The following is a 12,678-nucleotide window of genomic DNA, read 5'->3' on the forward strand; positions in this document are numbered from 1 at the left end:
TTCCCCCCCCCCCCCCCCCCCCCCCCCCCCCCCCCCCCCCCCTCCCCCCCCCCCCCCCCCCCCCCTCCCCCCCCCCCCCCACCACGCCCATGGCCGGTGTTGGACGGTCGACTTCGGCGCGGCGCGGCGCGGTGATGGTGCGGGGTGTCAGGCCGCGGTGGCCGGTCGCGCGTTGCCGAACAGGAGCGCTGACGACGACACGGGCCACCAGCGGCCGGGGGAGGGGGAGCTCGCCGGTCGTCGCGGTGCAGGCCTCGACGGGGAGGGCGTCGGCGAGGTCGCACCGCTCCTCGTCGACGAGTCGTGCGCCGCGGACGCCCTGACCGTGGTCAGGGCGCGTTCGGCCCTTGGGCTGTTCTGGTGGCGGCCGAGGATGCGGTCGCGGTCGAGGCGGGTGTGCCGGGTCGTGGCCGGGGTGGCCCTGCTGCGGGGTCGGGGCGGCCGAAGAGGAGGTCGTAACCCGGGGGGAGTTGGAGCAGGAGGCGGTGGGTGAGGTCGTCGCCCGCGGCGTCGGCGACGACGCTGAGGACGGCGCTGACGTCCCAGGCGGCGGTCGCCTCGCTCGCGCCGGGGATCCAGGCGGCGGTGGCCCGTACGAACCGTTCCGCGTCCAGGGGCTGGGCGGCCTGCAGGGGGTTGAGGAGGACCAGGGCGAAGGTCTCCGGGAGCCGGGCCGCCAGCTCGGCCCGGTCGCGGCCGGCGACGTGGGCACCGAGCAGGGCCAGGACCACGCGGGCGGCCTGATCGGCCTCGCGGGGTGTGGGGTACTCGCCGCGTTCTCGGACCTGGGCCAGGAACGCCTCGGGTCGAAGAGTCATCGTGGTTGCCTCTCCGGATGCGTGGGTGGGCGGTTGGACCTGGGCGCGGGTTGCTGCCGTTCGCGGGCCCGGCGGCGGTGAGGTCGGGGTCCGCCGGTCAGGCGCCGTCCCAGGCCGGTGGGCCGCAGGATCCGGGTGACCGGGTACTGCGGCCGCGTAGCGCCGGGTGCTGGCCGGTGGCGTCGGCACGGTTGCGGGCAGGGCGTGGGGCGGCGACCACGGGGGCCGGCCCTGCACGACGGCGAGGAGCCTGCGTCGAAGGGGTGCGGCGCTCGCGAGGTTCGACGTCACCGCGGGCCGTCACCACGAGGGGGTGCCCGCAGCGCCGGCGGCGGCGTTGCTTCCTTGGCACGGGGCGAGCCTTCCCCGCTGACGCCCGGGCGGGCGCCGGAGGGGGTACCGCCCTGCGCGGCCCGGGGGTGCAGGGCGCAGGGCGGCAGGCTCAGGAGGTCAGGCGCGGATCTGCCTGGGCGCCGGACCCTGGGCGGTGACGGAGATCTTGCGGGGCTTGGCCTTCTCCGCGACCGGGATGCGCAGGGTCAGCACGCCCGCGTCGTAGTCGGCGCTGATGCCCTCCGGGTCGAGGGTGTCGGAGAGCATCACCTGGCGGGAGAACACGCCCAGCGGCCGCTCCGAGAGCTCCATGCGCGCGCCCTCGACCTCCGGGCGCGGGCGCCGCTCCGCCTTGACGGTCAGCATGTTCCGCTCCACGTCGATGTCGATCGCCGCCGGGTCCACCCCGGGAAGGTCGAACGCGATCACGTACTCGTCGTCGGCCCGGTAGGCGTCCAGCGGCATCGGGGCGGGCCTGCTCCAGGTCCCGCTCTGGGTGACGAGCTGCTGGGTCAGACGGTCCAGCTCGCGGAAGGGGTCGGTGCGCATCAACATCGCGAAACACCTCCAGTGGTCCAGGCAGCCAAGTGCCAATGCGCTTCACCTGACACCCGTTGTAGCATGTCATCCATCCGATGACAATGGCTGATGTCTCCGACAGAGTGACTCCATGAGAGAACGGCCACGCCCGGTGCGGGCCGCCACCGGCCCCGGCCGGTGTGGGCTCCGGGTGCGGGCCGCCGGGCCCGGTCCTCGCGCAGGGACGAAGACTGCCTCCTCGGTACGCAACGGAAAATCTATGCCCGCTGAAGTAGACATTGCCTGGCGCCGTGGTTACTGTTTCTCTCGTAGACGCGGTCAAGCAGTACCCGCCAGACACGAACTGGCGGGCAGCAGTACGCAAGTTCGCAGGTCGGCGCGGTTGCAGGGTCCTGAAGCCAGGGATGTGCGGTAAGGCGACAGGACCGGCGGCCGCTCCGGGCGGCCCGCAGGTATCAGGGGCCGCCACCCAGCGTTACCGCAGTTCAGCAAGTGCATGGCCAAGCAAGTGCATGACCCGAAGGTGAAGTTGAGTTGGGCAGTACCAGCAGTCGCAGGACGCGGTATCCCAGTAAAGGCGCCAGGACTGCGGGCGCGCGTGCTGGGAGGTCCGGGCAGTGGGGTTCCAAGCCGAGCAGGTGAGCACGACGGGCGACGGGGCTGGCTGCCGGACCGGGCGGACCATCAGGACCGCCGCAGCAGTAGTTGGCAGTACAGCAGTAACCGCAGTTCGCAGGGACAGAACCCGGGTAGTGCAGAGGATGAACGGAGGGACGTAGCGCCATCAGGATCGCCCGGCCCGTGAGGCAATGCACCGGGCGGAATCCGAGGACCCCGAAGCAAGGACGGTGGTTTCCGGTCACGCATACGCGATCCCCGCACGCCCCCTCACCCGGGGCGAGGCGGACTCAAGGAACCCGGCCACAGGGCCGGAAGATGGTGTAAAACCCTTCGGGGCCCCGGGAGCCGCAACGGCCCCGGGGCCCCTCAGCGCGTCCCCGGACACAACAAGAAGAGGTGCAGTGACCACGGCAACCATCCGACCGCATACCCCCGACACCCCCGACCGTCTCGACGACGACGACTACCCCGCCTACACGATGGGCCGCGCCGCCGAGATGACCGGCACCACACCCGGCTTCCTACGCTCCCTCGGCGACCAGGGCCTCATCACCCCCCTGCGCTCCGAAGGCGGCCACCGACGCTACTCCCGCTACCAGCTGCGCATCGCGATGCGCGCGCGTGACCTCGTAGACCAGGGCACCGCCATCGACGCAGCCTGCCGCATCGTCATCCTGGAAGACCAGCTCGAAGAAGCCCTGCGTATCAACGACGAGCTCCGCCGCTCCCAGCAGGGCCAGGCCCCCGACGCCGATACCTGACCGTCTGCCCCGCCCGGCCGACGAGACCGGCCCGCGGTGGGCGACGAGCGCTCACCGCAGGCCGCCCGGCCGCCCGTCCGAGAGCAACGCCGCCGGCCGCCGATCCTGGATCACGGAGCGTCCTCTCCTGCGCGGGCCGGCCGCAGACTCCGCCTCACCAGCGCGAGCTGTCCGTGACCACCGGGTACGACGGCTTCGTCGTCATTCCCGAGCCCACGCCCCGACACGGCTCCACCACCACCGTCGCGCCAGCGTCAGGACGCCTGCCCGGCCTACTTCCGCCGACCGGATCGCGCCGTCTCCCGGCCGGCTCTGCCCGGGACCCGCCCGTAGGCGGTTCGCCCACGCGGGTGGTCCGCCGGGCCCCCGGCCACTACGGTGTGATGTGCCCCCGCACGCGGGCCGTCAGGTCAGATTCCCGCTTCGCGGGCGCACCCCGGGCCGCCGAGAGCGGGGCCGCAAGGAGTGAACGGTGACCGTCTCCGAGGAGAGTCGACCTCCTGCCCTCGATGTCCGCCTTAGGCCGGACGCGGGCGACGTGGTGCTCGACGCGGCGGGCGACCTCGACCAGACCACCGGTCCCCTGCTGAGCGCCGCCGTGGAGAGCGTCCTGGACACGCCGGCCGTTCCCGGGAAGCTGGTGGTCGACATGTCCCGGGTCGCGTTCTGCGACTCCGGTGGCCTCAACGCCCTCATCCGCGCCCACCTGCGCGCCCGCGAAGCGGGGTCGGAGCTTCACCTGCTGCGTCCGACCGCACCCGTCGCGGCTCTGCTGCGCCGTACCGGCGTGGACCAGGTCCTGCTCGTGGGCGCGGACCCTGCGGTGGCCTTCACCCAGGAGGGCATGCCCGGGTTCGCGTGAGGTCGCACCGCCGCAGGGCAGCGCCCTGCGGGGAGGAAGGTCGCCGGTGGCCGGGGTGCCACGGGCGACCCGGCGGCCGCGGAGGCCCGGTGGGGCTTCGTCGCGCACTCGTGGGCGTCCCAGGCCGTCGCCTCCGGCCGCCGGGAGCAGGCGACCTCTGCCGTACATCGGCGCCCGAGGCCGGTCCTGGAAGCTGAACAGGCCGATGACGTGACCTTCGCGGTCCACGACGGCCACGTGTTCAGGCCAGGGGAGTGCATGGCGGCGGCCGCGGTGTCGGCGGGCATGCCCGGCGTGGCGAACGGGGCGCGGTCGAGAACGATGTCGTGTACGGGGGGAGCGCTCGGTGGACCAGGACCGGGCCGGAACGGCGCCAGGTGCAGGCCGGTCGGCAGCCCGGCGCAGCGACCGGCCTCGCCGTCTTTCGCCCGGCGGGTCCGGCGGGCGATCGTGGCACGTCGGTGGGACGGGTCGGCGGGGTTCGCCGGGGTGGGGCGCTGTCGGCGGCTCGCGCGTGCGGGGCATCGCGGGAAGCCGGTGTCGCCGAGGCGGCGAACCGCGCGGGCCCGGTGCGCTGTGAGCACCGGGCCCGGCGGGTGCTACGCGGCGAGGGCCACGCGCCCGGGCGCGCGGCGGCGGCCGGAGGTGCCCCGGTTGTCGCGGCCCGCGGCAGACCGGGTGTCGCCGGAGCCGCCTGCGGGGCGGCCGCGGCGGCCACGGCTGGTGGAGGTGCTGCGGCGGGGGCGTTCGGTGACGGGGTCGGCGATCACGGTGGGGATGCCGGTGGGCACGCGGGCGCCGGTGATGCGGGACAGTTCCTCGTCGCCGGCGGTGACGCGGGTGGTGACGGGGGTGATGGCGGCGGTGGTCATCATCCGGGTCATCTCGCGGCGCTGGTTGGGGAGTACCAGCGTCACGACGGTGCCGGACTCGCCGGCCCGGGCGGTGCGCCCGCCCCGGTGGAGGTAGTCCTTGTGGTCGTTCGGCGGGTCCAGGTTGACGACCAGGTCGAGGCCGTCGACGTGGATGCCCCGGGCGGCGACGTTGGTCGCGATGAGGGCGGTGACCTGGCCGGTGCGGAACTGCTCCAGGGTGCGGGTGCGCTGGGGCTGGGACTTGCCGCCGTGCAGGGCGGCGGCCTTCACGCCGTTGGCGAGCAGCTCGTCGACCAGGCGGTCGGCGCCGTGCTTGGTGTCGATGAACATGATCACCCCGCCGTCTCGGGAGGCGATGTGGGCGATGGTGGCGTTCTTGTCGAAGCTCTGGACGTGCAGCACGTGGTGTTCCATGGTGCTGACCGCTCCGGCGGACGGGTCCACCGAGTGGGTGACCGGGTCCTTGAGGAAGCGGCGTACCAGGCGGTCGACGTTGCGGTCCAGGGTGGCGGAGAAGAGCATCGTCTGGCAGCCCTCGGCGACCTGCTCGAGGAGCTCGGTGACCTGCGGCAGGAAGCCCATGTCGGCCATCTGGTCGGCCTCGTCGAGCACGGTGATGCCGACGCCGTCGAGCTGGCAGTCGCCGCGCTGGATGAGGTCCTTGAGCCGCCCGGGGGTGGCTACCACGACCTCGGCGCCGCGGTTCAGTGTCTGGGCCTGGCGGCCGATCGACATCCCGCCGACCACGGTCGCCATTCGCAGGCGCACCGCGTGGGCGTAGGGGGTGAGGGCGTCGGTGACCTGCTGGGCGAGTTCGCGGGTGGGGACCAGGACCAGGGCCAGCGGGCGGCGCGGCTCGGCTTTGTGCCCGGCGGTGCGGGCCAGGACGGCGAGGCCGAAGGCGATGGTCTTGCCGGAGCCGGTGCGGCCTCGTCCGAGGACGTCGCGCCCGGCCAGCGAGTTCGGGAGCGTCGCGGCCTGGATCGGGAACGGCGCGGTGACGCCCTGGCGGGTGAGTACCGACAGCAGCGCCTTCGGCATGTCCAGCTCGTCGAACGCTTCGACGGCCGGCAGCGCCGGGGTGGTGCTGACCGGCATCGCGAACTCGCCCTGCGGGGAAGAGCCCTGACGGGAGCCCCGGCCGCCGGAGGAGTACCGGCCGCCGGCGGGCCGGTCGCCGTAGAAGGAGCTGCCGCCGGAGCGGGAGCCCGTGGAGGAGCGGGAGCCTGCGGAGGAGCGGGAGTTGGCGTTCTGGTACGAGGAGCGACTGGAGCGGTTCATGTGGGACCTTCCTCAGGGCGGCACGTCACGAGGAAGGCTCCGTGGCGCGGAGGCGCCGGCGGAGACCGCAAGGGAACGGGCCGAAAGTGTGACGGGCGGAGCGTGGACGGTAGAACCGTGCGGCACGTCACCTACGGTCGGCGCTCACCGCGAAGGGGGCGGGAGCGAAGAACCTCGAACCGTGAGCTGTCACGGTAGGGCGCCGATCCGGACGCGGCGCTGGGCGTCTCGCGTGGGGATGGCCGCCGGTGGCGGAGCCAGGGGGCCTGAACGGCCGGGGATGCGCGTCGTGGCGCAATGCCGAGGGGCCCGCACCGGGCATCAAGTACGCGGTGCGGGCCCCTCGCTACCAGGCGGGTGCCGTGGCAGAAACTACAGCGGACGAATGTTCTCGGCCTGCGGGCCCTTCTGGCCCTGCGTGACGTCGAACTCGACCTTCTGGCCCTCGAGCAGCTCGCGGAAGCCGTTGGCGTTGATGTTCGAGTAGTGGGCGAAGACGTCGGGGCCGCCACCCTCCTGCTCGATGAAGCCGAAGCCCTTTTCCGCGTTGAACCACTTCACAGTGCCATTAGCCATAAAGAAATCTCCTTCAAGGGGCTGTCCGAAGCACGCACCGTGCGTGCTTCGAGTCGCCGCGATGAGCACCCACCCGGGGAAGAGCCGGGAAACAAAAATGCGCCTGCGATACATCAGCAGGCGCACACAAAGTTCATGGGAACCACTACTGCAACTAAGAGCGACTCTAGCAGGCCACGGCCTCCCGTGGTGGATTTCTTCACCTCCGGTTGTGCGACGGCCTTCCTCGGGGCCCGCCGGACCCGAGCCGACCGGATCACCAACGCCCTTCTGTGGAAGGCCAGTTGACAAAGAATCCGCACCCCCGTCGGCACCGGTGTCTCCCCGGGAGAATGTGTCCCGCCACCGGGGGCACCCTGGCTCCTCCGGCAGCGCCGTAAACGTGACGTACCACGCCCACCTTGCAATCCAAGGCGCCGGGCGGCGTACACGGCATTCCGTCCCCCGAAATCGAATGCGCCGGAAAAGCCTCGTGCCCGCGCTTTCCGGCGCGTACCGCTGAACGCGGACCCCTCCGGTGCTCTCGCCACCGGAGGGACGGCTGGTCGACGTGCCGCACGGCGTCCACGGCTTCGACTGCGACGAGCCGACGAAGGAATCCCAGCGGGGCCGTTGAGCGGGCGGGGGCGTGACGGGGCATCGGGGGGCTGAGGTGGCCGGGGCCCCTCACGGCGCGTTGCACCGTGCCGATCGGCAGGGTGCAACGCCCCGGGAGGGCGGCCCCGTTCATGCCGATCGGCACATGTGCGGGAGGGGGTGCGGAGGCGAGGGTTAGGGGCATCAGGACGGCGGCCGACGGGGCCGCCTGGAGGAGGGAAACCCACCATGTTCCGTATGCGTAGCCGTGCCCGCGTCAGCGCCCGTGTCGTCCGGGGTGCCGCTGCTGCCGGGCTGGCCCTTGCCGGGCTCGCGGGGATCGCTCCGGCGTCGGCCACCGGTACCACCGGCCCCGCTGCGGGCCCGTCCGTGCAGCAGGACGGGCGGCCCGGGCGTCCGGCGAGCGTCAGTGGTACGGCCCGTATCTGGTACGCGATCACTCCGGACGACGAGATCCGGTTCACCCTCGATGCCTGGGCGGAGCCGTACACCCGCCCCTTGCCGGGTACCCAGGCGTCCGAGGGGCTGCCCACCGACGCCCGGGGCACCATCCGCTACTCCCACCGGAGGGCCGCCACCGGGGAGGTCTACAGCGCCGAGGCGGAGGTGGACTGCCTGAGCACCGGCGGCCCGGTCGCCACGCTGACGGCTGTCGTCACCAGGTCGGACGTGGGCAACACCGGCGAGCGGATAGGCCTGAGCGTCTACCAGGGCACCGGGCACGGCGACGGTCGGCTCGGGTTCTCCTGGGGCGTGGCGAACATGGACATGGGGGCCGACGGGAAGCCGTACCAGCCGGTGGTCGGCACCTGTATGGCGCCGGCGCCGTTCGCCCCGGTCCTGCGGGGTGGCTTCACCGTCCACCACACCGAGTTGGAGGCGCCGAAGACGGCCGGACGGTAGCCGGGCGGCCCGCCCCGGAGATGGTCAGGCGGACCGGACGAGGAGTCCGTGCCGGTAGCGGGCGGCGGCGGTGATCGGGGCACGGGATCCAGGCCGAGCGTCCCGAACAGGGCGTAGCGGGCGCCGCGTGTCCCGTGGTCGAGTGCGTCGGCGGTAGACGCGCCAGGGCCACCGTGACCTCGCGGGCGGTAGGGGTGCCGAGCGGCGCCTCGGGTGGGCAAGGAGGCCTGCTCGGGCGAGACGGCGCCGCGGCCCCTTCGACGTCCGGGGCGCGGCTCACCTGGACGGGTGCGCTGGGCTGGCCACGGCGTGTGACTCGGCAGCAGCCTGCGGTTATGGAGTACGCAACGGCACAGCGAACCGATTCCCCCGGCCGCCCAGACGGCGGGGAGCCCGGGAACGGGCGGCGGCGAGCGGCCCTACGGGTCGACGAAGGCCTCCTGGTCCTGGCGGCGGCCGTCCTCGACCACGGGGTGCCGCTCTTCGATCGGCGGTCCGGCGATGCGGCCGCGGAGGTGGCGCGTCGTCTACGCTCCGCAGTCGACAGGCCGCCGCAGACGCCGGACCGCCAGCACCTGGCCGTGGCTGTCGAGAACGCGCTGCGCGACCGTTCCGGCAGGCCGCGGTGTGTCGTGGAGGCGGCGACGGTGGAGGAAGCGGTCGCGTGTCTGCGGCGTGTGGAATCGGCGCTGGCGGGCGAGGCGCTCGGTCGGGCCTGCCGACGTCTGTGGGAGGCCCTGTACCTGTGCATTCCCTTGACGACGATCCTCTCCCGGCCCGCGTGGCCGCCCGCCGTGGGCTTCGAGCTGGCTGACGCGCCTCCGCTCGGGTGAGACGCGCCCGCCGGTCCGAGCACGATCCGGGCACGGCGGGAAGCGCTCCGTGGGTAGGGGGGAGCGGCCCGTCCACGGCCAAGGGGGAAGACAGCCCTCGCCGACGCGGAGATCGAGGACCGCTCCCCAGAAGGAGAAGCTCGAGGTCGCCGCCCACGTCCAGGACGAGGAGACCAGACCCTTCCCCGGCTGCGCCACCCCTGTGCTCCCGAACTGTGTCCGTGCTGATCAGTCGGGACGCAGCAGGTCGTGGAGGAGCTGCAGGGCGGCGAGGACTGCGTCGTTCTGGATGTCGTTGCGATGCCCGGAGCGCGGCTCGGGCTGGGTGGTGATCGTGGCGTGCGGGGCGGCGACGGCCACGAAGACGGTGCCCACCGGTTGGCCGTCCTGCGGGGCGGGGCCGGCGACGCCGGTGGTGGCCAGGCCGTAGGTGGCCTGGGTGAGGGCGCGCACGCCCTGTGCCATCTGGGCGGCCACCTCGGGATGGACGGCTCCGACCTCGCCGACCAGGGCGGGATCGACGTGCAGCAGCCCGGTCTTGAGGTCGGTGGCGTAGGCGACGACGCCGCCGAGGAACGTCGCGCCGGAGCCGGGCGCGTCCGACAGCGCCACGGCGAGGCGGCCGCCGGTGAGGGATTCGGCCGCCGCGACGCTGTGGCCGGCGGCGGCCAGCGCGGAGGTGATCTGCCGGACCAGGACGTCGGCCGGGTCGAGCCCGCGGGAGCCGTCCTGGCCGCCGTGTCCGGTGCGGCCTTTGTCAGGGGGCATGGGGATCTCTCAGGCAAGGATCAGGTCTCGACCACGACGCGCAGGGAGGCGAGTTCGGGGTCGGCGCTGTCGGGGACGAGCATGCCCGCGTCGACGCCGCTGCGCAGGTAGTCGATCACGTCGTCGTTGAGGCGTTCGCCCGGGAGGGCGGCGGGGATGCCCGGCGGGTAGGGGGTGAGCATCTCGGCGGTGATTCGGCCGGACGCCTTCTCGATGGGTACCTGTTCGGTGGGGCCGAAGAACGCGTCGCGAGGCAGCATGACCTGCTCCAGGCGCAGGTCCCCGGGGGCGGGAATGTGGATACGGGGTGCCGGCCGCAGATCCGGGGCGCTCTCGGTCAGTTCGGTCAGTGCGCGGATGAGGGTGTCGGCGGTCGTGGTGTCGTCGGCGTGGGTGAGTTGGGCGCTGACGCGGCGGTGGTCGCAGACGTGCAGGGTGATCTGGTGGTGGGAGCGCAGCCAGTCGGCGGCGCGGTAGCCGGTGGTGCCGAGTGCGGAGATGTCGACGATGACCTGGAGCGGGTCGAGGTCGGCGGCGAGGCCCGGTGCGCAGAAGTCGTCGCGGCCGTGGACGTGCAGACCCTCTAGGGCTTCGATCCGGGCGCGGGTCGTGTCGGCGAGGTCGAGGGTGCGGTCGTAGAGGGCGCGGCCGTGCTGGACCATCTGGCGGCGCCAGCCGTCGAGAGCGGCGTAGATCAGGGTGGAGGGGCTGGTGGTGCCGAGCAGGTCCTCGCGTTGCTTGAGGACGGCCGGGTCGATCAGGTCGCCCTGCAGGTGGAAGACGGAACTCTGCTCCAGGGCCGATCCCATCTTGTGGACGGAGGTGACGCACACGTCCGCCCCCGCGTCCATCGCCCAGCGCGGCAGCCGGGGGTGGAAGGGCAGGTGCGCGCCCCAGGCCTCGTCGACGATCAGCGGTTTGCCGCGCTCATGGCACACCCTGGCGATCGCCTCCAGGTCGGCACATGTCCCGTAGGGGGTGGGCGAGGTCACCAGGGCGCCGCGGGCGTCCGGGTGTTCGTCGAACACCGCCTCGAAGGACTCGGCGGTCGGGGGGTGCGCGAGGTGCAGGTCCGCGTCCCACTGGGGATCGACCCACAGCGGCCGGATCCCGGCGACGATGAGTCCGGCGACGACGGACTTGTGCACGTCCCGGCCCACCAGCAGCGTCTCGTGGGGGCCGGCGACGGCGAGCATCGCGGCCTTCACCGACAGGGAGCTGCCGCAGGTGGAGAAGAACGTGTGGTCGGCACCGACGGCCTCCGCCATCAGCTCCTGGGCGTGCTGGAGGATGCCTCGGGTATCGAGGCGGTCGTCCAGGCCGCCCGTGGCCAGGACGTCCGCGCGGAAGACGCCCGTGCCCAGGGTCTCCAGTACGCGGGGGTCGGCGCCGCGGCCCTGCTTGTGGCCGGGCGGGGTGAAGGCGGTCAGCGGGTTGGCGTGGAATGCCGCGAGGGCTTCGAGTACCGGTGCCTGGGACTGGTCCATGCCGCGCGTCTTCCCACCGGTCGGGGCAGGAAACGGGGCGGCGTCGGAGCCGGCGCAGGTCCACGGGACGGACGCGGGCCGGGCGGCGTCCGCACCCGGGTGCCGGGGGCGCGCGCACCCTCCGCTCCCTCCACCGGGCGACGGGGCTGGTCCGGATGCCACCGTGGGGGTGCGACGGACCGTCCCTGCGGCCAGGTTGAGGAGATGGACATCGTCACCGTGCTGGAGCCGGACACCCCGACCAACATTCGGCTCCTGGAAGCGGACTTCGCCCCGGCCGATCCGCAGGGCCCGGTGCGCCGCGCACACGCCGCCCCGGCGGAGGCCTCGGGCGTCTGCGGCCCCCTCACCCTGTGCGGCCTGGACACCGGCGAGATGACCCTCGCCCCGCACCGACCCACCGACCCCGACCAGCCCTGGCGCCAGGCGCGCTGGAACACCTGCTACACGTGCCGGACAGCCGAGCAGAACGCCGGGCCGGCCGCTCAGGACCGCCGGGACGACGGCTCCCGTCCGGCGGGAACGACGGCCGGCTGACGGGGCCGCACGCACGGCGGCGGGGCGCCCGCTTCACGCGTGCGCCCCGCCGAGCCTGATCTACGGATGTGACCTACCAGCGGTACCAGCGGTGGCGCCGGCCCGAGGAGTGCGTGCCACGGGCCACGAAACCCACCAGCCACAGCACGAGTACGGCAATCGCCACCCACCAGAGAATCTTGAGTGCGAACCCGGCGCCGAAGAGCAGCAGGGCCAGCAGGAGAACGAGAAGAAGGGGAACCATCGGAACCTCCGCAGTCGGTGTCGAGCAACCGGTTGCCCCGGGGTCGCACGCATATTCGCCCGAATCCTTCCGGCAACCCGGGGTAGAGGGGCCTGTTTGGCGCAGGGGCCCCACCGCTTCGGCGCCTCCCGGGCCCGGCGGGCCGCCGCGGTGCCCGTTTGGCGCAGGACCGCCCGGGCAGGCGCGCGGTACCCGAAGAGGAGGAGCCATGGACGACATCCCCCAGGGCGGCTCCGGCGGAGTGCCCGGTCACCACCACGACGACCCCGGCCACCCCGGGACTCCCGACAGCCCCGCGACCCCGGACGGTCCGTCGGACGGCCGCGGCCGGGAGGCGAAGACCGTCCGCGCCGGACAGCCGGTCGCCGAACAGCGGACCGACCGGAAGGCCGATCGGCAGGAGGGCGGCGATCGGGAGCAGCCCACGGGCGACCGACCCGACGAGTGAACTGCACCCCTGGCAAGGGGCACAGTGAAAGCTGTCAGCCGGCGCACGGCCAGCGGGACATGAGGACCGAAGAGGTACCCGATCCCGTGAGCAAGGACCCGACCGACGTCATCGTCAGGGTCACCACCAGCGGACTGTGCCGGTCCGACCTGCACCTGTACGAGGTGCTCCGGCCGTTTCCGGCGTCCGGCCCG

At 73.1% G+C, this 12,678-nt stretch carries 12 protein-coding genes and 2 pseudogenes; 7 read left to right on the plus strand and 7 right to left on the minus strand.

Translation table 11 applies throughout. The features are described 5' to 3' along the window. Window positions 1-419: 419 nt before the first annotated feature. A pseudogene (locus ACZ4UX_RS13930) lies at window positions 420-818 on the minus strand (DUF2267 domain-containing protein); the annotation flags it as partial. A gap of 450 nt (window positions 819-1,268) precedes the next feature. Continuing rightward, entirely contained in the window at window positions 1,269-1,706 is a 438-nt protein-coding gene (locus ACZ4UX_RS13935; protein WP_329491750.1) for an Hsp20/alpha crystallin family protein, read from the minus strand. A 1,085-nt stretch (window positions 1,707-2,791) separates the two neighbouring features. Here ACZ4UX_RS13935 and ACZ4UX_RS13940 point away from each other — a divergent pair. Together ACZ4UX_RS13940 and ACZ4UX_RS13945 are read left to right on the plus strand one after the other, a co-directional pair. After that, a complete protein-coding gene (locus tag ACZ4UX_RS13940) occupies window positions 2,792-3,073 on the plus strand; it encodes a helix-turn-helix domain-containing protein (protein WP_329492399.1) in 282 nt (93 codons plus the stop codon). A 472-nt stretch (window positions 3,074-3,545) separates the two neighbouring features. Next, complete coding sequence (locus tag ACZ4UX_RS13945; protein WP_465706756.1) at window positions 3,546-3,935, plus strand: STAS domain-containing protein; 390 nt, start codon at window positions 3,546-3,548, stop codon at window positions 3,933-3,935. 599 nt (window positions 3,936-4,534) lie between these two features. On the opposite strand, the gene ACZ4UX_RS13950 is transcribed toward ACZ4UX_RS13945, so the two are convergent. After that, window positions 4,535-6,091: a DEAD/DEAH box helicase gene (locus ACZ4UX_RS13950; RefSeq protein ID WP_465706757.1), complete on the minus strand. Its 1,557-nt coding sequence runs from the start codon at window positions 6,089-6,091 to the stop codon at window positions 4,535-4,537. A 372-nt stretch (window positions 6,092-6,463) separates the two neighbouring features. Beyond that, window positions 6,464-6,667, minus strand: coding sequence for a cold-shock protein (locus ACZ4UX_RS13955; RefSeq protein ID WP_030918248.1), 204 nt, complete (start codon window positions 6,665-6,667; stop codon window positions 6,464-6,466). 834 nt (window positions 6,668-7,501) lie between these two features. On the opposite strand from ACZ4UX_RS13955, the gene ACZ4UX_RS13960 reads away from it, so the two are divergent. After that, entirely contained in the window at window positions 7,502-8,167 is a 666-nt protein-coding gene (locus ACZ4UX_RS13960) for a hypothetical protein (protein WP_465706758.1), read from the plus strand. Window positions 8,168-8,502: 335 nt separating this feature from the next. Next, a complete protein-coding gene (locus ACZ4UX_RS13965; RefSeq protein WP_465706759.1) occupies window positions 8,503-9,000 on the plus strand; it encodes a hypothetical protein in 498 nt (165 codons plus the stop codon). A gap of 228 nt (window positions 9,001-9,228) precedes the next feature. Here the strand turns inward: ACZ4UX_RS13965 and ACZ4UX_RS13970 are convergent, their stop codons facing one another. Beyond that, window positions 9,229-9,768, minus strand: a complete 540-nt coding sequence (locus ACZ4UX_RS13970) for a CinA family protein (protein WP_465706760.1) — start codon at window positions 9,766-9,768, stop codon at window positions 9,229-9,231. A 20-nt stretch (window positions 9,769-9,788) separates the two neighbouring features. Then, entirely contained in the window at window positions 9,789-11,255 is a 1,467-nt protein-coding gene (locus ACZ4UX_RS13975; RefSeq protein WP_465706761.1) for an aminotransferase class I/II-fold pyridoxal phosphate-dependent enzyme, read from the minus strand. 204 nt (window positions 11,256-11,459) lie between these two features. Between ACZ4UX_RS13975 and ACZ4UX_RS13980 the strand changes: the two genes are divergently transcribed. Next, the gene (locus tag ACZ4UX_RS13980) at window positions 11,460-11,792 is read left to right on the plus strand and encodes a hypothetical protein (protein ID WP_329491756.1); all 333 of its coding nucleotides are present in this window, start codon (window positions 11,460-11,462) and stop codon (window positions 11,790-11,792) included. A 73-nt stretch (window positions 11,793-11,865) separates the two neighbouring features. Here ACZ4UX_RS13980 and ACZ4UX_RS13985 read toward each other — a convergent pair whose 3' ends face one another. Beyond that, window positions 11,866-12,036, minus strand: a complete 171-nt coding sequence (locus ACZ4UX_RS13985; RefSeq protein ID WP_329485246.1) for a hydrophobic protein — start codon at window positions 12,034-12,036, stop codon at window positions 11,866-11,868. A 208-nt stretch (window positions 12,037-12,244) separates the two neighbouring features. Between ACZ4UX_RS13985 and ACZ4UX_RS13990 the strand changes: the two genes are divergently transcribed. Further along, a complete protein-coding gene (locus tag ACZ4UX_RS13990; protein WP_465706762.1) occupies window positions 12,245-12,484 on the plus strand; it encodes a hypothetical protein in 240 nt (79 codons plus the stop codon). 59 nt (window positions 12,485-12,543) lie between these two features. Beyond that, window positions 12,544-12,675, plus strand: a pseudogene (locus ACZ4UX_RS13995) (glutathione-dependent formaldehyde dehydrogenase); the annotation flags it as partial. Between the last annotated feature and the right edge of the window lie 3 nt (window positions 12,676-12,678).

The sequence above is a fragment of the Kitasatospora sp. NPDC028961 genome (genome assembly GCF_055564815.1).

What these genes read in the sequence shown, in the direction of transcription:
- ACZ4UX_RS13935 (WP_329491750.1), bottom strand. Translation starts at nt 1,706, where the DNA reads ATGTTGATGCGCACCGACCCCTTCCGCGAGCTGGACCGTCTGACCCAG.
- ACZ4UX_RS13940 (WP_329492399.1), top strand. Translation starts at nt 2,792, where the DNA reads ATGGGCCGCGCCGCCGAGATGACCGGCACCACACCCGGCTTCCTACGC.
- ACZ4UX_RS13950 (WP_465706757.1), bottom strand. Translation starts at nt 6,091, where the DNA reads ATGAACCGCTCCAGTCGCTCCTCGTACCAGAACGCCAACTCCCGCTCC.
- ACZ4UX_RS13955 (WP_030918248.1), bottom strand. Translation starts at nt 6,667, where the DNA reads ATGGCTAATGGCACTGTGAAGTGGTTCAACGCGGAAAAGGGCTTCGGC.
- ACZ4UX_RS13960 (WP_465706758.1), top strand. Translation starts at nt 7,502, where the DNA reads ATGCGTAGCCGTGCCCGCGTCAGCGCCCGTGTCGTCCGGGGTGCCGCT.
- ACZ4UX_RS13965 (WP_465706759.1), top strand. Translation starts at nt 8,503, where the DNA reads ATGGAGTACGCAACGGCACAGCGAACCGATTCCCCCGGCCGCCCAGAC.
- ACZ4UX_RS13970 (WP_465706760.1), bottom strand. Translation starts at nt 9,768, where the DNA reads ATGCCCCCTGACAAAGGCCGCACCGGACACGGCGGCCAGGACGGCTCC.
- ACZ4UX_RS13975 (WP_465706761.1), bottom strand. Translation starts at nt 11,255, where the DNA reads ATGGACCAGTCCCAGGCACCGGTACTCGAAGCCCTCGCGGCATTCCAC.
- ACZ4UX_RS13980 (WP_329491756.1), top strand. Translation starts at nt 11,460, where the DNA reads ATGGACATCGTCACCGTGCTGGAGCCGGACACCCCGACCAACATTCGG.
- ACZ4UX_RS13985 (WP_329485246.1), bottom strand. Translation starts at nt 12,036, where the DNA reads ATGGTTCCCCTTCTTCTCGTTCTCCTGCTGGCCCTGCTGCTCTTCGGC.
- ACZ4UX_RS13990 (WP_465706762.1), top strand. Translation starts at nt 12,245, where the DNA reads ATGGACGACATCCCCCAGGGCGGCTCCGGCGGAGTGCCCGGTCACCAC.